The organism is Hydrogenophaga sp., from assembly GCF_051858985.1.
GTDB lineage: Bacteria > Pseudomonadota > Gammaproteobacteria > Burkholderiales > Burkholderiaceae_C > Hydrogenophaga.
In genome coordinates this window covers 1-21,620 of sequence record NZ_JBHYGM010000005.1, presented here as the reverse complement: position 1 = coordinate 21,620, position 21,620 = coordinate 1, and the positions used below count along the sequence as shown (strand labels likewise).

At 67.0% G+C, this 21,620-nt stretch carries 19 protein-coding genes; 9 read left to right on the top strand and 10 right to left on the bottom strand.

Annotation, left to right across the window (positions count from 1 at the left end):
* Nucleotides 1-7 precede the first annotated feature (7 nt).
* The 5 genes from ACTIEY_RS19570 to pyrF all read right to left on the bottom strand — a co-directional run bounded on the left by ACTIEY_RS19570 (nt 8) and on the right by pyrF (nt 5,766).
* The gene (locus ACTIEY_RS19570; protein ID WP_439520828.1) at nt 8-622 is read right to left on the bottom strand and encodes a glutathione S-transferase family protein; all 615 of its coding nucleotides are present in this window, start codon (nt 620-622) and stop codon (nt 8-10) included.
* Nucleotides 619-1,320, bottom strand: a complete 702-nt coding sequence (locus ACTIEY_RS19565; protein ID WP_439520827.1) for a glutathione S-transferase family protein — start codon at nt 1,318-1,320, stop codon at nt 619-621. The genes ACTIEY_RS19570 and ACTIEY_RS19565 overlap by 4 nt, the downstream gene beginning before the upstream one ends.
* 149 nt (nt 1,321-1,469) lie before the next feature.
* Complete coding sequence (locus tag ACTIEY_RS19560; RefSeq protein WP_439520826.1) at nt 1,470-2,930, bottom strand: DUF1501 domain-containing protein; 1,461 nt, start codon at nt 2,928-2,930, stop codon at nt 1,470-1,472.
* Nucleotides 2,931-2,940: 10 nt separating this feature from the next.
* Nucleotides 2,941-4,773 (bottom strand): DUF1800 domain-containing protein, encoded by a 1,833-nt coding sequence (locus tag ACTIEY_RS19555; protein WP_439520825.1) that lies wholly within the window; start codon nt 4,771-4,773, stop codon nt 2,941-2,943.
* 153 nt (nt 4,774-4,926) lie between these two features.
* Entirely contained in the window at nt 4,927-5,766 is an 840-nt protein-coding gene (pyrF, locus tag ACTIEY_RS19550) for an orotidine-5'-phosphate decarboxylase (protein WP_439520824.1), read from the bottom strand.
* A gap of 51 nt (nt 5,767-5,817) precedes the next feature.
* Between pyrF and ACTIEY_RS19545 the strand changes: the two genes are divergently transcribed.
* Nucleotides 5,818-6,729 (top strand): DMT family transporter, encoded by a 912-nt coding sequence (locus ACTIEY_RS19545; RefSeq protein ID WP_439520823.1) that lies wholly within the window; start codon nt 5,818-5,820, stop codon nt 6,727-6,729.
* 107 nt (nt 6,730-6,836) lie between these two features.
* Here the strand turns inward: ACTIEY_RS19545 and ACTIEY_RS19540 are convergent, their stop codons facing one another.
* The 3 genes from ACTIEY_RS19540 to tsaB form a co-directional block, all read right to left on the bottom strand.
* Nucleotides 6,837-7,661, bottom strand: coding sequence for a uracil-DNA glycosylase (locus ACTIEY_RS19540; protein WP_439520822.1), 825 nt, complete (start codon nt 7,659-7,661; stop codon nt 6,837-6,839).
* Nucleotides 7,658-8,155 carry a ribosomal protein S18-alanine N-acetyltransferase gene (rimI, locus tag ACTIEY_RS19535; protein WP_439520997.1) on the bottom strand — a complete coding sequence of 166 codons (498 nt, stop codon included), beginning with the start codon at nt 8,153-8,155 and terminating at the stop codon, nt 7,658-7,660. Before rimI ends, ACTIEY_RS19540 begins: the two co-directional genes overlap by 4 nt.
* 134 nt (nt 8,156-8,289) lie before the next feature.
* Nucleotides 8,290-9,054: a tRNA (adenosine(37)-N6)-threonylcarbamoyltransferase complex dimerization subunit type 1 TsaB gene (gene tsaB, locus ACTIEY_RS19530; RefSeq protein WP_439520996.1), complete on the bottom strand. Its 765-nt coding sequence runs from the start codon at nt 9,052-9,054 to the stop codon at nt 8,290-8,292.
* Nucleotides 9,055-9,186: 132 nt separating this feature from the next.
* Here tsaB and dacB point away from each other — a divergent pair, with 132 nt between their 5' ends.
* Nucleotides 9,187-10,716, top strand: a complete 1,530-nt coding sequence (gene dacB, locus ACTIEY_RS19525) for a D-alanyl-D-alanine carboxypeptidase/D-alanyl-D-alanine endopeptidase (RefSeq protein ID WP_439520821.1) — start codon at nt 9,187-9,189, stop codon at nt 10,714-10,716.
* A gap of 86 nt (nt 10,717-10,802) precedes the next feature.
* Here dacB and ACTIEY_RS19520 read toward each other — a convergent pair whose 3' ends face one another.
* On the bottom strand, nt 10,803-11,723 hold the full coding sequence (locus tag ACTIEY_RS19520; protein WP_439520820.1) for a response regulator: 921 nt from the start codon (nt 11,721-11,723) through the stop codon (nt 10,803-10,805).
* Nucleotides 11,707-15,132 (bottom strand): hybrid sensor histidine kinase/response regulator, encoded by a 3,426-nt coding sequence (locus ACTIEY_RS19515; protein WP_439520819.1) that lies wholly within the window; start codon nt 15,130-15,132, stop codon nt 11,707-11,709. Before ACTIEY_RS19515 ends, ACTIEY_RS19520 begins: the two co-directional genes overlap by 17 nt.
* Before the next feature lie 148 nt (nt 15,133-15,280).
* On the opposite strand from ACTIEY_RS19515, the gene urtA reads away from it, so the two are divergent.
* The 7 genes from urtA to ACTIEY_RS19480 all read left to right on the top strand — a co-directional run.
* Complete coding sequence (gene urtA / locus ACTIEY_RS19510) at nt 15,281-16,549, top strand: urea ABC transporter substrate-binding protein (protein WP_439520818.1); 1,269 nt, start codon at nt 15,281-15,283, stop codon at nt 16,547-16,549.
* A gap of 111 nt (nt 16,550-16,660) precedes the next feature.
* On the top strand, nt 16,661-17,575 hold the full coding sequence (urtB, locus tag ACTIEY_RS19505) for an urea ABC transporter permease subunit UrtB (RefSeq protein ID WP_086126600.1): 915 nt from the start codon (nt 16,661-16,663) through the stop codon (nt 17,573-17,575).
* A 37-nt stretch (nt 17,576-17,612) separates the two neighbouring features.
* Nucleotides 17,613-18,818: an urea ABC transporter permease subunit UrtC gene (urtC, locus tag ACTIEY_RS19500; RefSeq protein WP_439520817.1), complete on the top strand. Its 1,206-nt coding sequence runs from the start codon at nt 17,613-17,615 to the stop codon at nt 18,816-18,818.
* A 9-nt stretch (nt 18,819-18,827) separates the two neighbouring features.
* Nucleotides 18,828-19,571 carry an urea ABC transporter ATP-binding protein UrtD gene (urtD, locus tag ACTIEY_RS19495; RefSeq protein ID WP_439520816.1) on the top strand — a complete coding sequence of 248 codons (744 nt, stop codon included), beginning with the start codon at nt 18,828-18,830 and terminating at the stop codon, nt 19,569-19,571.
* A gap of 10 nt (nt 19,572-19,581) precedes the next feature.
* Complete coding sequence (urtE, locus tag ACTIEY_RS19490) at nt 19,582-20,271, top strand: urea ABC transporter ATP-binding subunit UrtE (protein ID WP_439520815.1); 690 nt, start codon at nt 19,582-19,584, stop codon at nt 20,269-20,271.
* Nucleotides 20,272-20,310: 39 nt separating this feature from the next.
* The gene (gene fmdA / locus ACTIEY_RS19485) at nt 20,311-21,537 is read left to right on the top strand and encodes a formamidase (RefSeq protein ID WP_439520814.1); all 1,227 of its coding nucleotides are present in this window, start codon (nt 20,311-20,313) and stop codon (nt 21,535-21,537) included.
* A 4-nt stretch (nt 21,538-21,541) separates the two neighbouring features.
* Nucleotides 21,542-21,620: FmdB family zinc ribbon protein (locus ACTIEY_RS19480; RefSeq protein WP_439520995.1), on the top strand; the 79-nt coding region annotated here is incomplete at its 3' end.

The following is a 21,620-nucleotide window of genomic DNA, read 5'->3' as shown; positions in this document are numbered from 1 at the left end:
GGCGAGGCTATTGCGCCGAAGGCCGAGCGGCGACCCGGTCGCGCCAGGCCTGCAGCGCGTGCAGCCCCGATTCCGCCGGCTTGAAGCGCATGAGCCGCGCGAACTCCACGGTGCAGAACGCGGTGATGTCCGCGATGGTGAAGCGGTCGCCCGCCACCCATTCGTGGCGCTGCAGTTCGGCATCGAGCCAGGCGGCGGTTTCCATGGCCTTGGGCAGTTGAGACTGGCCGAACTCGGGCACCTGCGGCTGTTCCAGCGGCGCCAGGCCAGGGTGGGTGTGGCGGATGGCCTGGGCCAGCGGCAGCATGAAGTACCACTCCATGCGGCGGTCCGCCATTTCGATGAAGGCGCGCTCGTCGGCATCCACACCCATCAGGTTCGGCGTGGGCACATGGCCTTCGAGCCAGGTGCAGATGGCGCGGGTCTCGCTCAGCATGCGGCCGTCGTCCAGCTCCAGCACGGGAATGCGCGCGAGCGGGCTCTTCTGCCGGAACCTGCTTGCCTTGTGCTCGTTGGCATTGAGGTCCACGTTGACCTGCTCGATATCCCGAATGCCCTTTTCGATCAGGAACATCTGCACGCGGCGCGGGTTGGGGGCGCGTGGCGCCACATACAACTTCATGACCTGCTCCGTCCGGTTTCCACCATCGTGCGGGCTTCTTCGGAGAACCGCTTCGCCGCTTCGTCGCCATCGCGCGTGAGATCCACTTTCGATGCCGGCTGCTCGATGCCGCGCTGCACGGCCGGGCGCTGGCGGATCGCATCGCGCCAGCGCTTGAGGTGCACAAGGTCGTCGATCTCCACGCCCGACCACCGGTGCGTGCGCACCCACGCCCAGTTGGCGATGTCGGCGATGGAGTAGTCGCCGGCCAGGTACTCGTGGTGTTGCAGGTGCCCGTCCAGCACGCGAAAGAGGCGCCTGCATTCGCCCTGGTAGCGGTCGATGGCGGCCGGGATCTTCTCGGGGAAGTAACGGAAGAACACATTGGCCTGGCCCATCATCGGCCCGATGCCGCCCATCTGGAACATGAGCCACTGCAGCACGCGCGAGCGGCCCTTCGCATCGGTGGGCATGAGGCGCCCGGTCTTCTCCGCCAGGTAGATCAGGCAGGCGCCGGACTCGAACACGGCGAAGTCGTCCTCCTCGCGGTCAATGAGGGCGGGGATGCGCCCGTTCGGATTGATGGCGAGGAACGCCGGCTTGCGTTGCTCGCCGGCGGTGAGGTCGATCACCTTCAGTGTGTAGGGCAGACCCAGTTCTTCAAGCGCGATGGACACCTTGTGTCCGTTGGGCGTGGCGGCGGTGTAGAGGTCGATCATGGATGGCCCTGTTGAAACATCTGGGCCATCTTAGCGGCGCATCGCGTGAAGCGGAGCCATCGAGAAACACCGCGGACTGGCTTCGCCAGGCCGCAGGTGTTGCCCCCTGGGGGGTGACGAGCCGAAGGCGCGGCGCGGGGGGAGCCTGTCTAGCTCATGAACCCCAGGTTGGTCGGGTAGTCGACGCTGTTGAAATTCGTCAGGTTCGGCAGGATGCCGTTCATCTCCGCGCCCTGCACACCGAACCACGTGGCCATGGTGCCGGCGTACTGGTCCACCGAGGTGCTGGGCAGCAGGCGGCCCTGGCCCACGTGCCACTGGTCGTTGGCGTCCACATTGGAGTTGGTCACGCTCACCGGCGGCGCCTTGCCGTAGAAGGCCTTGCCACGCACGGCGCCGCCCACCATGAAGTGGTGGCTGCCCCAGCCGTGATCGGAGCCGTCGCCGTTCGATGTCAGCGTGCGGCCGAAATCGGACGCGGTGAACGCCGTCACCTGGTTGGCCACGCCGAGCGCCACGGTAGACGCGTGGAACGCGGTGAGGGCAGCGCTCAGGCGCCCCATCAGGGTGGCCTGGCCGGCGATCAGGTTGTCGTGCAGGTCGAAGCCCCCGATGGACACGAAGAACACCTGGCGGCGATTGCCCAGGTCGTTGCGCGCGGCAATGAGGCGCGCCACCAGCTTGAGCTGGTCGGCCAGGTTGTTGCCGGTGGGGAAAGCGCTGAACGCGGCCGCGTTGGCCGGGTAGCTGGCGAGCGCGGCGGTGATGGCGCTCTCGGCGCCCACGGCGCGCGCGGTCACGAGGTTGTATTCGTTCTCCAGCACATGCCCGCGTGTCTGCAGCGCCAGTTGTGTCATGGCGCCGCGCACCGCGGCCGAGTTGTAGACGTTGCCGTTGAGCGCGTTGATCCTCACCGCGCCGCCGGTGCTGACCTGGTAGGACAGCGCGGAGTCGCCCGAGAGGAACACCGTGTTGCCCGTGACCGAGATGCAGGTGAGCACGCGGCTGGTGTTGGACGACATCGCGAGGTCGCCGATGTGGCCGCCCCAGCCGGTGGTGGCGCCTTCGGGCTGCGACGACTGCCACACCGACTGCTGGTCGTTGTGAGAGAACAGCTTGGGCGGAATCGGATAGAGCGTGCGGTTGCTGCCCTGGTACTGCTGGCGGGTGATGGGCACCACCAGCGGGCCCACGTTGAGCTGCACCGCTGCGGCGCCGCTGTTGAAGAGGCCCGCCAGTCCGGTCATGGCCGGGTGCAGGGCGTACTGCTTGCCGCCGGGCAGTGCCACCGTGGGGTTGAGCAGCGTGGGCGTGAGGTCGGCCTGCGCCAGCGCAATGCCGCCGGCCGTGCGACCGGCGCCGCCCCCGCGGATGGCGCTGTACTGGTCGTAGCTGGTGTTGTCGTAGTTGATCACGGTGTTGGCGTAGTCGTTGCCACCGTTGAGGAACACGCACACCAGGGCCTTGTAGTCCGTGGCGTCGAACGCGGCGGCATCGGCCATGGCCGCGAGGTTCAGCGCGGTGGGCAGGGCTGCGCCCGTGAAGGCGAGCTGACCGGCGCGGCGCAGGAAGGCGCGGCGCGTGTGTTTCTCGGGCTGGATGAAGTGCATGGTGTGCCCCTTACTTCTGGATGAGGTATTCGGCCGAAGCCATGACCATCAGGATCGCTGCCCACACGCGCCGGCGTTTGACGAGGTCGCTGCTGGCATTGGTCACGGGCGTGGCATTGAGCGCGGTCACCATGACCTGCCGCGTGGCCGCGGTCAACTGGCCCGCCGTCAGCACCAGGGCGATGTGGTTCACGAGGGCGGTGGCATCCGTCACCACACCGAGTTCGGTGGAATAACTGGCCACCACGTCGTAGGCGTAGTTGTTGTAGGCCGCTTCCGGCACGCCGGGATTGGGACAGTTGATGCCGCGCTCTATCACGCTCTGCATGAAGTTCAGGTAGCCGCCCACCGAGGTTTCGTTGACGAGCTGGAACTCGGGCGCGGTGGCGCCCGACGCGGAGAGCGCGGTGCCGGGTGGCACGTAGCCGGGCCGGAAGAAGTTGAACACCGATGGCGGTCGCAGCGGGCTCTGTCCGATCTGGTTGGCCGGGTTCACGAGTTCGAAGATCTTCCAGCTGCCGGCCAGCGAGGAGCCTCCGAAGGTGCGCGACCACTGCACAAACCGCAGCATGGGTTCGCGCAGCTTGCCGAAGGTGGTGCTCTGCAGCGACTGCGGACCGCGGGCCTCGTCGTCGAGCAGGATGGCGGCAAACACCGCCTTGAGGTCGCCGCGAACGCCCGAACCGTTGTCGTTGAAGCGCGCTGCGACGCGCGCCACGTAGGCCGGGCTGGGGTTGCTGGTCACCAGCCGCTGGATCATCTGGCGCGAGAAGAACGGTCCCACGTTGGGGTGGTTGAACAGGGCATCCAGCGCAATGCGCAGCGCTTCTCGCCCGGGCGTGTTGGCCGGCACCGTGGCCCCCAGGAAAGTCGCTGCCAGCGTGGAATGCCGGCTCGCGGTGAGCGACATCGGCTTGCGCGCAAATTCCTTGGACTCGATGGTGTAGGTCTGGCCCGGCACCGTGTGGCGGATGTTGTCGGATCGGTCGAAGTCGTAGCCGGTGAACACGCGTGCGAGATTGGTCACGTCGTCCTGGGTGTAGCTCTCCAGCGGCACGCCGCCGCTCGTCTTCACCGAGCCGTCAAGGTTGAGCTGGTACACGCCGAGGCTGAAGAGCTGCATCACCTCGCGCGAGTAGTTCTCGTCGGGCACGCGGCCGGTGGACGGGTTCTCTTTCTGATTGCCCTTGGTGTTCAGGAAGTAACCCATCGCCGGGTGCAACGTCACATCTTCCAGCAACTGGCGGTAGTTGCCGAAGGCGTTGCGCATCAGCGTGTCCCACCAGCTGGCGTAGGCATGGGCGCGCCAGGTGAACTCGGCGGTGGTCAATGAGGTGACGAAGAACTCTGAGAGAGCGAGCGCCACGCGTTTTCGCATCATGTCCGTACCGCTGAGCAGCTGGTTCCAGATCATGAAGTCGGCAGGGTAGTGGTTGAAGAAGTAGCTGTTGGTGTCCACCGCGCCGTAGCCACGCGATTCGAGCCAGTTCCAGCCTGTGGTGCTGCGGTAGTTGGCGAACTGGTTGGCCAGCCATTGCGCGTAGCTGCCGGTGCCGCGCAACTCGGCAATCTCTTCGCGGGTGGAGGAGAACTGCGCCTGCTGCAGGAAGCGTGCGGCATCAGCGTCCGCGGCGGGCGCCGGGAAAGAGAAGCCGTTGGTGGGGAAGTCGACGACACCCACGGCAGGTGGTGCTTCAGGGGCTTCGTCTCCACCGCCGCCGCAGGCAGCGAGCAGGGCCGCTGCGGCTGCTGCCGTGGCCAGTGGCGCCAGGTTCATGGACGCTGGTGCAGGTTCCGGCGTGTCCACGCCGGCGGGATTCGGGGGCGACTCGATGTCCGTCATGGGATTCCTCCTCGGTTCAACGAGCGCGAGTCTAGGCGTCGGCTTTTTGTTACACCGCCGCTTTTCAAGTCGTTACAGATCGGTGTGGCGCGCCCGCGGCAGCCGCCGGACGGTCATGCCGCTCGGCGCAAAGCGGCTGCCGCTGGTCGAAAGTCAGGTGCGCGCAGCGTGCAATTCGTCCCGGGTTTTCTGGGCGGCGCGGCGTGCGGCGGCGGCAAAGTCGGCCTCGCCGGAGGCGTACAGGATCGCGCGCGACGAGTTCACGATGATGGCGCCGGTGGTGGTTTCGCCCTGCGTGCGCAGGCCGGCCTTCACGGTGGCCACCGCGTCGCCACCTTGTGCGCCCACACCCGGAATCAGCAGCGGCAGCGTGGGCGCGATCTCGCGCACGCGTTCGATTTCGGCCGGATACGTGGCACCCACCACCAGGCCGAGCTGCCCATTGAGGTTCCAGGGGCCTTGTGCCAGGCGCGCGACGTGTTCATACAGAAGGGGCTGTCCTTCCACCGAGGCCAGGCGCTGGTTCTGCAGGTCGTCGCCACCGGGGTTGGACGTGCGGCACAACAGGAACGCACCCTTGCCATGGAACTGCAGGTAGGGCTGCACCGAATCGAAACCCATGAATGGTGAGAGCGTGACCGCGTCCGCCCCGTAACGTTCGAAAGCCTCGATGGCGTACTGCTGCGCGGTGCTGCCGATGTCGCCGCGTTTCGCGTCCAGGATCACCGGCACTTGCGGTGCGGTGCGGCGCATGAAGGCCATCAGGCGCTCAAGCTGTTCTTCGGCGCGGTGAGCTGCGAAGTAGGCGATCTGTGGCTTGAAGGCGATGGCGGTGTCGGCGGTGGCCTCGACGATGGCGGCGCAGAAGTCGTAGATGCGGCTGGCGTCGTTCTTGAGGTGGGCCGGGAAGCGGGCGGGGTCCGGGTCCAGGCCCACGCACAGCAGGGAACGGTTCTGGCGCTCGGCGCTGCGCAGCATGTCGAGAAAAGTCATGCCGGGATTCTAGTTGGGGGGCCCGGCGCGGCGGCCCCTATAGTTCACCCCATGCAAGCCCTCTCTCGCCAGCAACTCATCGTCCTCGTTCTGCTCACGCTGGTCTGGGGCATCAACTGGCCCATCATGAAGCTGGGCGTGACCGACTTCCCGCCGCTGACGTTCCGCACGCTCAGCATGTGGATCGGCCTGCCGTTCCTGGCGCTGGTGCTGGTGTGGCGGCGCGTGCCGTTTCGCATCGAGCGCGCGCACTGGCGCGAGGTGGGCGTGCTCACGCTGTTCAACATGCTGATCTGGCACACGCTCGTGATGCTGGCGATCCAGACCCTGACCAGCGGGCGCACCGCCATCCTGGGTTACACCATGCCGGTGTTCTCCGCCATGGTCGGCGCCTGGTGGTTCGGCCAGCGGCTGGCCGGGCGCGCCTGGGGCGGCGTGGCGGCGGCGGCCACCGGCGTGGTGCTGCTGCTCTGGCACGAGTTCACGCGGCTCTCTGGCGCACCGCTCGGTGTGGGGCTGATGCTGCTGGCGGCCGTGGCCTGGGCCTTCGGCACGCAGATGATGCGCCGCACGAAGCTGCCGCAATCCACGCTCACCATCTCGTTCTGGATGACGGTGATCACCATGCTGTGGATGACCGCGTTGGCCGTGGTGTTCGAGCGCACCGCATGGAAGTGGCCGACGCTGCCGGTCTGGAGCGCGATCTTCTACAACGCGCTGGGCGTGTTTGCCTTCGCGCAGGTGGCCTGGCTTTCGCTGGCGCGAGACCTGCCACCCATTGCGTCCACCCTGTCGGTGATGTTCATCCCGGTGCTGGGCGTGTTCAGCGGCGCCGTGTGGCTCGGCGAGGTGCTGCACTGGCAGGATTGGGCCGCTGTCGTGCTGATCATGTTTGCCATCGCGACGGTGCTTTGGCCCCCACGCTCCGCCGCTTCGCGGGTCGCTGCCCCCCCGGGGGGCTGATCCGGCTTGGGGCGGCCCGGCGCCGGATCGCTTTGGCCCCCACGCTCCGCCGCTTCGCGGGTCGCTGCCCCCCCGGGGGGCTGATCCGGGTTGGGGCGGCCTCGCCCTCAGGCAGAAGGTGCGTTGTCCAGCAGATCCATGGCCAGGCACAGGTCGGCCCAGGCCTTCCCTTTGTCGGTGGGCGTGCGCAGCAGGTAGGCGGGGTGGTAGCTCACGATCACCGGCACGCCTTCGTACTGGTGCACGCGGCCCCGCAGCCGGCCGATGGGTTCGGTGGTCTTGAGCAGGGATTGCACCGCGAAGCGCCCCATGGCCACGATGACGCGCGGCTGCACGAGCGCCACCTGGCGCGCCAGATAGGGCTCGCATTGCACCACTTCGTCGGGCTGCGGATTGCGGTTGGCCGGCGGGCGGCACTTGAGGACGTTGGCAATGTAGGCACCTTGCGCGCCCTGCCCGGTGCGGCTGCGCCCCACGGCGCGCAGCATGTTGTCGAGCAACTGGCCCGCAGCGCCCACGAAAGGCTCGCCCTGGAGGTCTTCATTCTCGCCCGGTGCCTCGCCCACGATCATCCAGTCGGCCTGCTCGTCGCCCACGCCGAACACCGTGTTCTTGCGGCTCTTGCACAGACTGCAGGCCTGGCAACCGGCCACCGTCTCGCGCAGCGTGGCCCAGTCCATGGTCTGCACACTGGCCGCGCGCGCGGGCCGCACCATCACCGGCGCTGCGGCCACGGTGGTCGGGGGTGTGGGTGAAGCAGCGGGCGCAGTGCGGGCCAGCGCAGGCGATTCGGCCTGGACCGGCAAGGTTGAAGACGCAGCGGCCACCGGCCGAGGCTTGGGCGCCCAGACGCGCACGCCCATCTCGGCCAGCATGGCGCGTTGCCGCGCGTCGAGCTGCGGCACGAAGGAGGTGTCGACCGGTTCGCTCATGGTGGGCTCGTGGGAGCAGCGGGGCCTTCGAGCTGCAGGCTCATCACCACCGCGTCCTCGCGCTGGATTTTTCCGGTGGGGTAGTAACCCTTGCGCACGCCGACCTGCGTGAAGCCGTAGCGCTCGTAGAGACGGCGCGCCGGCGCGTTGCTCTCGCGCACCTCCAGCCACAGCCACTGCGCCTGCTGCCCGCGCGACCAAAGCGCCAGCGCGTCGAGCATGAAACGCGCCCAGCCCTGGCGCTGGTGTGCGGGGGCCACGGTGATGTTGAGCAGGTGCACTTCATCCACACCCGACATGGCCACCACGTAGCCAAGCAGGTGGCGCCCGTCGGCGCGTTCGCTGGCCGCCTTCTCGCCCGGCAGCGTGTCGCCCAGCAGCATCACGGCGGGGTAGCCGGCCTGCAGCGAATCGCGGAAATGCTTGCGCGACCACGGGTGGGCGTAGGCACTGGTTTCCAGCGCGTGCACGGCATCGAGGTCGGCCGTGGTCATGGGCTCGAACGCGACGCGACGCTCGGCCTGCGCCGACGCGCCCGCGTGGGTGCTGGGGGTGGAGGGGCCCGGCCAGAGGCCGCTGGCCCAGGCCGGGAGTTCGGCGCCCGCGCCAAATGGCCCGATGACGCTGCTCATGGCGTCACCTCCGCGCTGGGCAGGCCACTGCCCTGGCCCTCGCGCTCGGCCGTGGTTCGGGCCACCTTGTCGCGCACGTACAGCGGCAGCGCGTCGCGCGCGGCCATGGCGCCTCCCTCGGCAAGCAGACGCGGCGCCAGGCGCAGCAAGGCCGCAGCGGTCGGCAGTGCGCTGGCGTGCGTCCCGCGCACCGGGGCCAGCAGGTCGGGGTAGGCCCGCAGGGCATTGCCCGCCAGCAGCGGTTCGGCGCCGTGGGGCAGCACCTGGTCGAGGTAGGCGGCCAGATCGGCCGGCGCGCACAGGCGCGGCGGCGCCAGTGTGCGCAAGCCACCGGCCTCGCAGGCATACGGCGCCACGTACAACTCGCCCATGCGCGCGTCGAGCAGCGCCACGATGGCCGATGGCGCGGGTTCGCCGCGCTGCTCGAGGGCATGGCGTGCCTCTTCAGCCAGCGCCAGCAGCGTGTCCACCGGCAACACGGGAATGCCTTCAGGACGTGCACCGTAGGCCAGGCCCTGGGCCACGGCACACGCCGTGCGCAGGCCGGTGAAAGACCCCGGGCCCCGGCCAAACACCACCGCATCCAGGGTGGCGAGCGGCCAGCCGGCCTGGTTCAACAGGTCGCGCACCAGGGGCAGCAGCGTGGCCGATGCCTGCGCGCCGCCCGGGCCACTGTGCTGCCACAGCGCACCATCCGCCGCACCCGAACCCAGGGCCACCGAGAGGGTGTCGGTGCTGGTTTCGATGGCGAGCAAGCGCAGGTTTCCGGGCATCCGGGCATTATCGGCCACCGTGTCAGGTCGCACGGTTGGGCGAGAGTCTGTCTCTCCTGCGCCTCACTGGGCGCAAGCGAAGCCCCCCGGGCCGTTCGCGCGTTCCATAATGAAACGGTCATGCCGCCTGCCCACTTCTTCGATCGTTTCATGCTGTTGCCGCGCCGCTTGCGTGTGCTCGCCTTTGGCTTGTTGATGGGCCTGAGCCTGCCGGCCTGCGCGCAGTTGCCCGGCCGGGGCGACCCGCTGCCGCCGGCCGTGCTGGCCGCGCTGCAACGGGCGCAGGTGCCACCGAGCGCCTTGTCCACCCTGGTGGTGTCGATCGAGCCCGGCGGCCACGAACGCCTGCGCCACCGCGCGAACACGGCGGTCAACCCGGCGTCGGTGATGAAACTGGTGACCACCTACGCGGCCATCGACATGCTGGGCGCCGATTTCACCTGGGCCACCCGCTTCTACACCGATGGAGTGGTTGAAGGCGGCGCGCTGCGCGGCAACCTGTATGTGCGCGGCGGCGGCGATCCCAAGCTGGTGCTCGAACGCATCCAGCAGGCGTTCTGGGCGCTGCAGGCGCAGGGCGTGAACGTGATCCTGGGCGACATGGTGCTGGATCACAGCGCCTTCGAGCTTCCCCTGATCGACCCCGGCGCCTTCGACGGCGAAGCCCTGCGTCCCTACAACGCCACGCCCGACGCGCTGCTGGTCAACTTCAAGTCCGTCATCCTCACGTTCCAGCCCGACCCGGCCAACGGCGTGGCGCGCGTGTTCAGCGAGCCACCCATGGCGCGCCTGGCCATCGATGCCACCGTGCCGCTGGCGCGCGCGGGCAGTTGTGGCGACTGGCGATCTGCACTGCTGGCGCGCTTCGACGACGTCAACAGCATCCGCTTCGAAGGCCGCTATCCGCAGAGCTGCGGCGAACTCAAGTGGCCCGTGGCCTACCAGGAGCCGGGCACCTACGCGGCGCGCGCCATGGAAGGCGTGTGGCGCGCTGCCGGCGGCTCCATCACCGGCAGTGTGCGCACCGGCCTCACGCCGCCGGGCGTGCAACTGCTGCACGAAGCGCGTTCGCTGCCGCTCTCCGAGATCATCGTGGACGTCAACCAGTGGAGCAACAACGTGATGGCGCAGCAGCTGTTCCTCACGCTCGGCCAGCTCTCGCCGGTGAACTACGTGTCGCAAGGGTCCATTGCCGATCGGCAGGCACTGGTGCGCCCCGGTCGTTTCGAGCGCTCGCGCGAAGTGATGGCCGAATGGTGGCAGCGCACCTTCGGGCCGCGCGCCATCGCCCCGGTGCTCGACAACGGCTCAGGACTCTCGCGCGACGAACGCATCACACCCGAGTCGCTCGCCGGCCTGCTGCGCCACGCGGCCCAGCATCCGCAGGGCGCGCAGTTCGTGCAATCGCTCTCCATCGCAGGCGTCAACGGCACGGCATCGCGCCTGGCCCGCGGCGCCACCAGCGCCGCCCGCGGCAACGCCTGGATCAAGACCGGCACCCTGCGCGATGTGACCGGCATTGCCGGCTACGTCAACGCGGTCAACGGCGCCCGCTACGCGGTGGTCGGCTTCGTCAACCACCCCAATGCGCCAGCAGCGCGGCCAGCGCTGGACGCGCTGCTGGAATGGGTGGCGCAGCAGCCGGATTGACCAAGCCCGGAATGCAGGCGGCTCCTGCTTGCCCTGCCGCATGTTCCCATAGCAGTGCTGCCGAACGTCAAGCTCACTCGTCCATTTCATGCCTGCGGCAACAACCGCCCCGCAATCGCCGCCGCCGCCGATCGCGTTTCCACGCCCAGCTTCTCAAACACGTGCTCCAGGTGCTTGTTCACCGTGCGGTGGCTCATGCCCAGGATGTCGGCAATGTCGCGGTTGGTCTTGCCCTTGGCGAGCCAGGAGAGCACCTCGGTTTCGCGCGGGGTGAGGGCCACATCGCGCAGGCGCTGGGCGGCGGCGTTCTCCAGCGGGCTCCAGCTCAGCAGCAGCATGGATTCACCCAGACTGCCCTGGCCCAGGTGCCGGGCGAGCAGGCGGCCCTGGTCGCGGTCGCGGGTGGCGGTGCCTTCGCGGCGGGCAGCGGCGAGCCACTGCGCGGCTTGATCGAGCGCCGTGGTGCCGGTGCCGAAGGCGCGTTCGAGCCACACCATGGCCTGGGGCGACCGCCAGGCCATGCGGCCCAGTGAATCCAGCACCACGCTGCCCAGGCCGGCCACGTCCACGGCTTCCTGCGCCAGTCGCGCCACGCGGGCGTTGCGCACATGGGTGGCCAGGCGGGCCATCACTTCGGGAATGCGCAGCGGCTTGACCACATAGTCCACGCCGCCGCTGGCGAAGCCGCGCAGGATGGGTTCGCTGTCCGACAGGCCGGTCATGAACACCACCGGCACGTGCGACCACGCCGGCGTGGCCTTGATGCGCTGGCACAGGTCGAAGCCGTCCATGCCGGGCATCACGGCGTCCAGGAGCACGCCGTCGGGGATGGCCACTTCGAAGCGTTCCAGCGCTTCGGCCGCGTCGCGCGCGGCCAGCACCACATAGCCTTCGGCCACCAGCGCGTCCCCCAGCATGCGCAGGGTGTCCAGCGAATCGTCCACCACCAGGATCACGGGCTGGGTGGCCGGGGTGTCGGGTGGCGCGGTGTCAGACCAGGGTGTCATCGTCTGAGAGTTCCTCGGTGTCCCTGAGGTATTCGATCAGGGTTTGAAAGTCGAAACGGTCTGCGCAGGATTGCAGCAGCGCCAGGGTGGCGGCGTGGGCGGGCTCGGCGCCCTGGGCCTGCCACAGGCGCTGGCGCAGCGCGGCGGCCTGGCCCTGCCGCGCCAGCCGCTGCAGTTCCTCGCGCAGGGCCTCGGGCAGCGGCAGGCCGCTCACGCGCTGGCGGGTTGCGCTCTCGGGCGCTGCCACCGGTGCCTGCTCGGTCACCCAGTCCAGCGCGAGCGCCTGGCGCAGGGCGTCCAGCAGTTCGGACTCGGTCATGGGCTTGGCCACGAAGCCCTGGTAGTCGAGGGCCTTGAATTCCTCGGGGCGGTTGTCGATGAGGTTGGCCGAGACGAACACGATGGGCAGGCGTGACGAGGGCAACAGCTTGCGAACCGCTTCGGCGGTCTGCCAGCCGTCCAGCCCGTCCATGGTCAGGTCCAGCAGCAGCAGGTCGGGCGGGTGTTGCTCGATGATCTCGAGGCACTCCTGTCCGCTGGCGGCCTCGCGCACCACGAAGCCCAGGGGCATCAGGATGCTGGCGAGCAGCTGGCGGTGCAGCGGCTGGTCGTCCACCACCAGCACCGTGCGGCGCTCGCCCAGGTAGCCGGTGACGGCGCGCAGCGTGGACGGGATCGGCAGCGGGTGCTTGGGGTCTGACGGAATGGCGGGAAGGTACAGCCGCAACGAAAACGTGCTGCCCTGCCCGGGCTTGCTTTTCAGCAGCAGCTCGCCGCCCATCATGTCGGTGAGCAGGTGCGTGATGGTCAGGCCCAGGCCCGTGCCGGAATCTCGTGCACGCCGCCCGGCGCTGCCGCGTTCGAACGGCAGGAAGATGCGCTTCTGGTCCTGCGCGGCAATGCCGATGCCGGTGTCCACCACGTCGATGCGCGCCACCTGCTGGCGGAAGTCGAGTTTCAGGGTCACTTCGCCTTCGTCGGTGAAGCGCACGGCGTTGCTCAGCAGGTTGATGAGGATCTGCCGCAGCCGCTTGGCATCGGCGCGCACCCAGGCGGGCAGTTCGCCTTCGCGGTGCACCGTGAACTTGAGGCCCTTGGCCTCGGCCTGCGGGCGGATCATGCGTTCCACGTCTTCGAGCAATTGCCCCAGCGGCAGCGGCACCGGGTCCAGGCGCAGGCGACCCGCCTCGATGCGCGCCAGATCGAGCGACCCGTCGATGAGCGTGTGCATGTGCTGGCCGCTGCGCTGCATGGTGGCAATGGTTTCGCGCACCCAGACCGAGATGTCGCTGTTCTTCAGCAGGATCTGCGCGTAGCCCAGGATGCTGGTGAGCGGCGTGCGCAGCTCGTGTGTCATGCCCGCCACGTAGCGTGTCTTGGCCTGGCTGGCGGCCTCGGCGCGGTCGCGCGCCGACTGCAGCTCGGCGTCGGTGCGCTTGTGCGCGTCGATCTCCAGCATCAGGAGCTGCGTCTGGCGCTCGGATTCATCCTGTGCCATGCGCCGGCTGTCGGTGGTGAGCACCACCCACCACGAACACACCGCCGCGAACGGCACCAGGAAGGCGTAGATCTTGAGAAAGGGCAGTTGCAGCGTCTCGGCCGGCGCGTGCAGGCTCTCCTGCGCGTACACCATGCCGATCAGCACCGCCATGATGGCGCTGATGGACAGCCAGACGGTCAGGAACTGGCCGGCGCGGAAGTTCACGCGCACCGCCAGTCCCCGGGGCAGCACGGCCGTGAGCAGTGCGCGCACCTGGTCGATGGCGCGCGAGTTCGTCTTGCAGCGGTCGTGGCAGCGGGACTCGAGCGAGCAGCACAGCGAGCAGATGGGTGCCCGGTAAGCCGGGCAACTGGCCATGTCTTCCGATTCGAACTGGTTCTGGCAGACCGCGCAGCGCACCACCTCGCCGGGCTTCCACTCGGCCGATGGCGTGCGCGCCAGGTAATAGCGGCCCTTGGTGGCCCAGGCCAGCAGCGGCGAGAGCAGCAACGCCAGGCCGAGTGCGATGAAGGGCGAGAACGCGGCCGCCACTTCGCCCATCACGCCGGTGTAGGCCACGCTCGCCACCAGCGCGGCCACCAGCATGGAGCCGATGCCCACCGGATTGAAGTCGTACAGATGCGCGCGCCGGAATTCGATGCCCTTGGGGCTCAGGCCCAGCGGCTTGTTGATGATGAGGTCGGCCACCAGCGCGCCCACCCAGGCAATGGCCACGTTGCTGTAGACGCCCAGCACCTTCTCGATGCCGGCGAACACGCCGAGCAGCATCAGCAGCGTGGCAATGGCCACGTTGAACACCAGCCAGACCACGCGCCCCGGGTGGCTGTGCGTGACCCGCGCAAAGAAGTTGGACCACGCCAGCGAGCCGGCGTAGGCGTTGGTCACGTTGATCTTGATCTGCGCCAGGATCACGAACACCACCGTCATGATCAGCGCCAGGCCCGGGTGACCCACGGCCTCGGTGAATCCGGCGAGAAACATCTGCGTGGGCTCGGCGGTGCGTTCGGGCGCCACCTCGAACTGCATGGCGGCAAACGCCAGGAATGCGCCGCCCGTCATCTTGAGCATGCCCATGACGATCCAGCCCGGCCCGGGAATCAGCACGGCCAGCCACCAGCGCACGCGGTTCTGGCGCGTGCGCTCGGGCATGAAGCGCAGGAAATCCACCTGCTCGCCGATCTGCACCACCAGCGAAAAGATCACCGCCGCCGCCGCGCCGAACATCAGCGGCTGGAAGTCGTTACTGCCCGAGCGCAGGCCGGTGAGGCTGGAGAAGTCGCGGTACATCTGCGGCTGCGAGAGCGCGATCCACACGAACGGCAACAGCAGCAGGAACAGGTACAGCGGCTGCGTCCAGGCCTGCAGGCGGGAAATGAGCGTGATGCCGCGCATGGCCAGCGGAATCACCACCACCGCGGAGATCAGGTAGCACAGCGGCAGCGGCCAGTCGGTCGCCATCTGCAGCGCCAGCGCCATGATCACGGCCTCCAGCGCGAAGAAGATGAAGGTGAACATCGCGTAGATCAGCGATGTGATGGTGGACCCGAGGTAGCCAAACCCGGCGCCGCGCGTGAGCAGGTCCATGTCCAGGCCGTAGCGCGCCGCGTAGTACGCAATGGGCAGGCCGGTGAAAAAGATGATCGCGCCCACCACCAGGATCGCCCACATGGCGTTGGCGAAACCGTAGTTCACGGCGATGGCGCCGCCGATCGCCTCGAGCGCCAGGAACGAGAGCGAGCCGAACGCGGTGTTGGCCACGCGCCATTCGCTCCATTTGCGAAAGCTGCGCGGCGTGTAGCGCAGGGCGTAGTCCTCCATGGTCTCGTCGGCCACCCACGAGTTGTATTCCCGGCGGAACCGGAAGATTTTCTGGGTGGCCACGGGCGTGGCGGACTCGGGCGAGGGCATGCCATGGACGCTAGCAAGAACCGTCCCCAACGGCCAGATGAGCGCCCTACGTTATTTGACGTATGGGACCCGGGGGGTGTTTTCCCTAGTCTTCAACCCCAGTCGGCATGTCGCCGTTTTCTCCCTCCCAACCGTTCCAGGAGTCCTCATGAAGCACCTCTCCGATCCGAATGCCGTCTCTCTTGAAACCCCGGAAGCCAGCCGCCGCCGCGTGCTGCAGATGATGGGTGCCGCCGGCCTGGCCGGCCTGCCGGCCTGGAGCTTCGGCCAGCCCACCGCGCAGGTCAACACCACCAAGCTGGCCGTGACCGACACCGAAGTCACCGTTGGTCAGTTGCATTCCTCCACCGGCACCATGGCGATTTCGGAAACGGGTTCCATCCAGGCCGAACAGCTCGCCATCGACGAGATCAACGCGATGGGCGGCATCCTGGGCCGCAAGATCAAGGTGATCAAGGAAGACGGCGCTTCCGACTGGCCCACTTTCGCCGAGAAGTCCAAGAAGCTGCTGATCAACGACCGCTGTGCCGCGGTGTTCGGCTGCTGGACCAGCGCCTCGCGCAAGGCCGTGCTGCCGGTGTTCGAGAAGGAAAACGGCCTGCTGTACTACCCGACCTTCTACGAAGGCCTGGAGCAGTCCAAGAACGTGATCTACACCGGCCAGGAAGCCACGCAGCAGATCCTCTACAGCCTGGACTGGGCGCAGAAGGAGAAGAAGGCCAAGACCTTCTTCCTGATCGGCTCCGACTACATCTGGCCGCGCACGTCCATGAAGATCGCGCGCAAGCACATCGAGAACTTCCAGAAGGGCAAGGTCGTGGGCGAGGAGTACTACCCGCTGGGCAGCACCAACTTCGGCTCGCTGATGAACAAGATCAAGCTGCAGAAGCCGGACTGCATCTTCGCCGCCGTGGTGGGTGGTTCCAACGTGGCCTTCTACAAGGCCTTGAAGGCCGCCGGCATCACCGGCGACAAGCAACTGCTGGTGACGCTGTCGGTGACCGAGGACGAAATGACCGGCGTGGGCGGTGAAAACTTCCAGGGCTTCTACTCGTCGATGAAGTACTTCCAGTCGCTCGACAACGAGAACAACAAGAAGTTCGTGGCTGCGTTCAAGGCCAAGTACGGCAAGGACGCCGTGATCGGTGACGTGACCCAGGCCGGCTACCTCGGCCCCTGGCTCTGGAAGGCGGCGGTCGAGAAGGCCAAGAGCTTCGACGTGGACAAGGTGGTGGCCGCATCGCGCACGGGCATCGAGCTCAAGACGGCACCCGAAGGCTACGTGAAGCTCGATGCAAACCACCACCTGTGGAGCAAGTCGCGCATCGCCATGGGCATGCCGGATGCGACGTTCAAGGTGGTCGCGGAATCGCCCGAACTGATCAAGCCGGATCCATTCCCCAAGGGATACCAGTGACCCGCCCCTGCCACGGCGCACTGGCGCCGTGACCCCCTCAAGGGGGCAACGCCTACGGACCGGCGGAGCCGGATCCGTGGCGTTCTGGATGAACTTTCCTTGGAGATCGACATGAGTTTCAACGACCTGCTCAACATCGGCCTGATGCAGGGCTTCGCGGGCCTGAGCCTGTTCGCGGTGCTGCTGCTCATGGGGCTGGGCCTGGCCATCATCTTCGGGCAGATGGGCGTGATCAACATGGCGCATGGCGAGTTCATGACGATCGGCGCCTACACCATCTTCCTCGGTTCCACGCTGGCCAACTCCATCAGTCCCGGTGCCGTGGCCGCCTACTTTCCGTTCGCCATCGTCGCGGCCTTCGTGTTCGCCTTCGCCGCCGGCTGGTTCATCGAATGGGCGCTCATCCGCCACCTGTACAAGCGTCCGCTGGACACGCTGCTCGCCACCTGGGGCATCAGCCTGGCGATGCAGCAATGTTTCCGCACCTTCATCGGTCCCAAGGAAGTCAGCCCCACGCTGCCCGACTGGCTGCTCGGCTCCTGGGCACCGGCAGAAGGCCTGGACATTCCCATCAACGGCATGTTCGTGCTCGCCCTCACGGCGGTCGTTACCTGCGGTGTGCTGATTGCGCTGCACAAAAGCCGCTGGGGTCTGCGCGTTCGCGCCACGGTGAGCAACCGTGTGATGGCCAATGCCACCGGCATCGACACGAAGAAGACCGACCGCCTGACCTTCGCCATCGGCTGTGGCATCGCCGGCGTGGCGGGCGCGGCCTTCACCACCATCGGCTCCACCGGCCCCACCTCGGGCTCGCTCTACATCGTCGACGCCTTCCTGGTGGTCACCTTCGGCGGCGCCGCCAGCCTGCTCGGCACCGTGGTCTCGGCCTTCGGCATCGCGCAGACGCAATCGATCACCGAGTTCTTCATGGCCGGCTCCATGGCCAAGATGCTCACGCTCTCGCTCATCGTGGTGATCCTGATGCTGCGTCCGCAAGGCTTGTTCGCCAGCAAGGTCCGTCGATGAGCTGCGCCGAATCGAATCTGCATTACGGAGTCCCCTCATGAACGCCCTGAAAGCCTGGATCCTTCGCTACCAGCTCGCCAGCCTGGTGCTGCTGACGGTGCTGCTCGCGGTGGTGCTGCCACTCAGCCTCGACATCTTCCGCCTCAACCTGGTGGGCAAGTACCTCACCTACGCGTTCGTCGCCATCGGCCTGGTGATGCTCTGGGGTTATGGCGGCGTGCTCAGCCTGGGGCAGGGCGTGTTCTTCGGCCTCGGTGGCTACGCCATGGCCATGTTCCTGAAACTGGAAGCCTCCGACCCCGAGAGCACCAAGATCCAGTCCACGCCCGGCATCCCGGACTTCATGGACTGGAACCAGATCACCGAACTGCCGGCCTTCTGGGTGCCGTTCAAGAGCTTCCCGTTCGCGCTTGCCGCCGTCATCGTGGTGCCCACGCTGCTGGCCTGGCTGATCAGCTTTGCCATGTTCAAGCGCCGCGTGGGCGGTGTGTACTTCGCCATCATCACGCAGGCGGTGGCGCTCATCCTCACCGTGGCCATCATCGGCCAGCAGGGTTACACCGGCGGCGTCAACGGCATGACCGACCTGAAGACGCTGCTCGGCTGGGACACGCGCACCGACAGCGCCAAGTACATCCTGTACTACGTCTGCGTCGGCATGCTGGTGCTCTCCATGGTGGTGTGCCGCTGGATCCAGACCAGCAAGCTCGGCACGCTGCTGCTGGCCATGCGCGACAAGGAAGACCGTGTGCGCTTCTCGGGCTACGACGTGGCGGACTTTCGCATCTTCGTGTTCTGCCTGGCCGCTGCGCTCTCCGGCATCGGTGGTGCGTTGTTCACCCTCCAGGTGGGCTTCATGTCGCCCAGCTTCGTGGGCATCGTGCCCTCCATCGAGATGGTGATCTACGCCGCCGTGGGCGGACGCATGAGCCTGGTGGGTGCGGTGTACGGCACGCTGCTGGTCAACGCCGGCAAGACCTTCTTTTCCGAGAGCTTTCCCGACCTCTGGCTGTTCCTCATGGCTGGCCTCTTCATCGGCGTGACCATGGCCTTCCCCATGGGCCTGGCGGGCGTGTGGGAAGAGCGCATCGTGCCGTGGTGGAAAGGCCGCCGCGCTGCGCTGCGCGATGCCTCGGCCTCGCGGCCCCAGCCGCCTTCGCCGCCGCCGCACGCACCCATGGCGAAGCAGTCGCCCACCGCCACTGTGAAGCTGCCAGAAGGCACCAGCGGCCAGAGCGTCTGAGGAACCGAAATGAGCAACACCGACTTCGCCCTTTCCGTGGAAGACCTCACCGTCTCCTTCGACGGCTTCAAGGCCATCGACGACCTGACGCTCTACATCGACAAGAACGAGCTGCGCGTGATCATCGGCCCCAACGGTGCCGGCAAGACCACGCTGCTCGATCTGATCTGCGGCAAGACCAAGGCCAGCGCCGGCAGCATCAAGTTCAAGAACGCCGAGATCATCCAGATCCCCGAGCACAAGCGTGTGCGCCTGGGGATCGGCCGCAAGTTCCAGACGCCGTCGATCTACGAGAACCTCTCGGTGTTCCAGAACCTCGAGGTGTCCTACCCCTCGGGCCGCTCGGTCTGGGGCGCACTGGCCTTCACCGCCACCGCCGAGATCCAGGCGCGGGTGAAGACGGTGGCCGATGAGATCGGTCTGGGTGACAAGCTCGACACCGAGGCGGGCCTGCTCTCGCACGGGCAGAAGCAATGGCTGGAGATCGGCATGCTGCTGATGCAGGAGCCCGAGCTGCTGATGCTCGACGAACCCATCGCCGGCATGAGCGCGCGCGAGCGCGACCTGACCGCCGAGCTGCTGCAGCGCATCTGCCAGAACCGCGCCGTGATCGTCATCGAACACGACATGGATTTCGTCAAGAAGATCGCCCACAAGGTCACGGTCATGCACCAGGGAAAGATCCTGGCCGAAGGTCCCATGGACCAGGTGCAGGCCGATCCCAAGGTCATCGACGTGTACCTCGGCCACTGAAGGAACCAGCATGCTCAAAGTCAAGGACCTCGTCGTCGCCTACGGCCAGAGCCAGGCACTGCACGGCCTCTCTTTCGAGACGCGCGAGAACGAATGCGTGGCCATCATGGGCCGCAACGGCATGGGCAAGACCACGCTGTTCAAGAGCCTCATGGGGGTGCTGCCCACCAAGACCGGCCACGTCTCGCTGGCCGGCCAGGACGTGACGCACGACGAGAGTTTCAAGCGCGTGGCCAAGGGCCTGGCCTACGTGCCGCAGGGCCGCATGATCTTCCCGACGCTCACGGTGGAAGAGAACATCCAGACCGGTCTGGAGAACGCGAAGGACCGCACCATTCCGCAGGAGATCTACGCGCTGTTTCCGGTGCTGTGGGACATGCGCCGGCGCAAGGGCGGCAACCTTTCGGGCGGCCAGCAACAGCAGCTCGCCATTGCGCGCGCGCTGGTGACCAACCCCAAGGTGCTGCTGCTCGACGAGCCCACCGAAGGCATCCAGCCTTCCATCATCAAGGACATCGCCAAGGCGCTCAACGAGATCCGCAAGATGCGCAAGATCACGATCGTGGTCTCCGAGCAGGTGCTCTCGTTTGCCATGGACGTGGCCGACCGCCTGTTTGTCATCGAAGGCGGGCGTCTCGTGCACGAGACCGAGCGCGGCGACACCGACCAGCAGCGCATCAAGTCCTACCTGTCTGTCTGATTCCTCCCTTTCCGTCCACCCCCCAAGGAGCAAGAAACCATGGCTGAAACCCTGATCAAGGTCGACCTCACGAAGTCACCGCTGGAAAACGAGAACATCCACAACCGCTGGCACCCCGACATCCCCATGGCCTGCTGGGTCAAGCCGGGCGATGAGTTCATCCTGGAGACCTTCGACTGGACGGGCGGCTTCATCAAGAACAACGACAGCGCCGACGACGTGCGCGACATCGACCTGACCACGGTGCACTACCTCAGCGGCCCGGTGGGCGTGAAGGGTGCCGAGCCGGGCGACCTGCTGGTGGTGGACCTGCTCGACATCGGCGCCAAGGAAGACAGCCTGTGGGGCTTCAACGGCTTCTTCAGCAAGAAGAACGGCGGCGGTTTTCTCACCGAGCACTTCCCGCAGGCGCAGAAATCCATCTGGGATTTCCACGGCATGTTCACCAGCTCGCGCCACGTGCCCGGTGTGAAGTACGCCGGACTGATCCACCCCGGTCTCATCGGCTGCCTGCCGGACCCCAAGATGCTGGAGATGTGGAACACGCGCGAGCAGGCGCTGATCGACTCCGACCCCGCTACCAGTGGTCTGGCCAACCCGCCGTTCGCCGGCACCGCCCACATGGGCAAGATGACCGGCGCAGCGCGCGACAAGGCCGCCGCCGAAGGCGCGCGCACCGTGCCGCCGCGCGAACACGGCGGCAACTGCGACATCAAGGATCTGTCTCGCGGCGCCAAGGTGTTCTTCCCCGTGTATGTGGAAGGTGCTGGCCTGTCGGTGGGCGACCTGCACTTCAGCCAGGGCGATGGCGAGATCACCTTCTGCGGCGCCATCGAGATGGCCGGCTGGGTGCACATGAAGGTCACGCTGATCAAGGGCGGCATGGCCAAGTACGGCATCAAGAACCCGATCTTCAAGCCCAGCCCGATCACGCCCACCTACAACGACTACGTCATCTTCGAAGGCATCAGCGTCGACGAGAGCGGCAAGCAGTACTACCTGGATGTGAACGTGGCCTACCGCCAGGCCTGCCTGAACGCCATCGAGTACCTGAAGAAGTTCGGTTACTCCGGCGCACAGGCCTACTCCATCCTGGGCACGGCACCGGTGCAGGGCCACATCAGCGGCGTGGTGGACGTGCCCAACGCCTGCGCCACGCTGTGGCTGCCCACGCAGATCTTCGACTTCGACATCAACCCGAATGCGAGCGGCCCCATCAAGCACATCGACGGCTCGGTGGTGATGCCACTCTCGCCGGACCTGTGAAGCCATGCCGACCTACGACTACGACTGCCCGTCCTGCGGTGGCTTCGATGCGTTCCGCCCATTGAGCGAACGCAACGAGCCCG

Coding starts and splice junctions, on each gene's coding strand:
- ACTIEY_RS19570 (WP_439520828.1), bottom strand. CDS start 622: ATGAAGTTGTATGTGGCGCCACGCGCCCCCAACCCGCGCCGCGTGCAG.
- ACTIEY_RS19565 (WP_439520827.1), bottom strand. CDS start 1,320: ATGATCGACCTCTACACCGCCGCCACGCCCAACGGACACAAGGTGTCC.
- ACTIEY_RS19560 (WP_439520826.1), bottom strand. CDS start 2,930: ATGCACTTCATCCAGCCCGAGAAACACACGCGCCGCGCCTTCCTGCGC.
- ACTIEY_RS19555 (WP_439520825.1), bottom strand. CDS start 4,773: ATGACGGACATCGAGTCGCCCCCGAATCCCGCCGGCGTGGACACGCCG.
- pyrF (WP_439520824.1), bottom strand. CDS start 5,766: ATGACTTTTCTCGACATGCTGCGCAGCGCCGAGCGCCAGAACCGTTCC.
- ACTIEY_RS19545 (WP_439520823.1), top strand. CDS start 5,818: ATGCAAGCCCTCTCTCGCCAGCAACTCATCGTCCTCGTTCTGCTCACG.
- ACTIEY_RS19540 (WP_439520822.1), bottom strand. CDS start 7,661: ATGAGCGAACCGGTCGACACCTCCTTCGTGCCGCAGCTCGACGCGCGG.
- rimI (WP_439520997.1), bottom strand. CDS start 8,155: ATGACCACGGCCGACCTCGATGCCGTGCACGCGCTGGAAACCAGTGCC.
- dacB (WP_439520821.1), top strand. CDS start 9,187: ATGCCGCCTGCCCACTTCTTCGATCGTTTCATGCTGTTGCCGCGCCGC.
- ACTIEY_RS19520 (WP_439520820.1), bottom strand. CDS start 11,723: ATGACACCCTGGTCTGACACCGCGCCACCCGACACCCCGGCCACCCAG.
- ACTIEY_RS19515 (WP_439520819.1), bottom strand. CDS start 15,132: ATGCCCTCGCCCGAGTCCGCCACGCCCGTGGCCACCCAGAAAATCTTC.
- urtA (WP_439520818.1), top strand. CDS start 15,281: ATGAAGCACCTCTCCGATCCGAATGCCGTCTCTCTTGAAACCCCGGAA.
- urtB (WP_086126600.1), top strand. CDS start 16,661: ATGAGTTTCAACGACCTGCTCAACATCGGCCTGATGCAGGGCTTCGCG.
- urtC (WP_439520817.1), top strand. CDS start 17,613: ATGAACGCCCTGAAAGCCTGGATCCTTCGCTACCAGCTCGCCAGCCTG.
- urtD (WP_439520816.1), top strand. CDS start 18,828: ATGAGCAACACCGACTTCGCCCTTTCCGTGGAAGACCTCACCGTCTCC.
- urtE (WP_439520815.1), top strand. CDS start 19,582: ATGCTCAAAGTCAAGGACCTCGTCGTCGCCTACGGCCAGAGCCAGGCA.
- fmdA (WP_439520814.1), top strand. CDS start 20,311: ATGGCTGAAACCCTGATCAAGGTCGACCTCACGAAGTCACCGCTGGAA.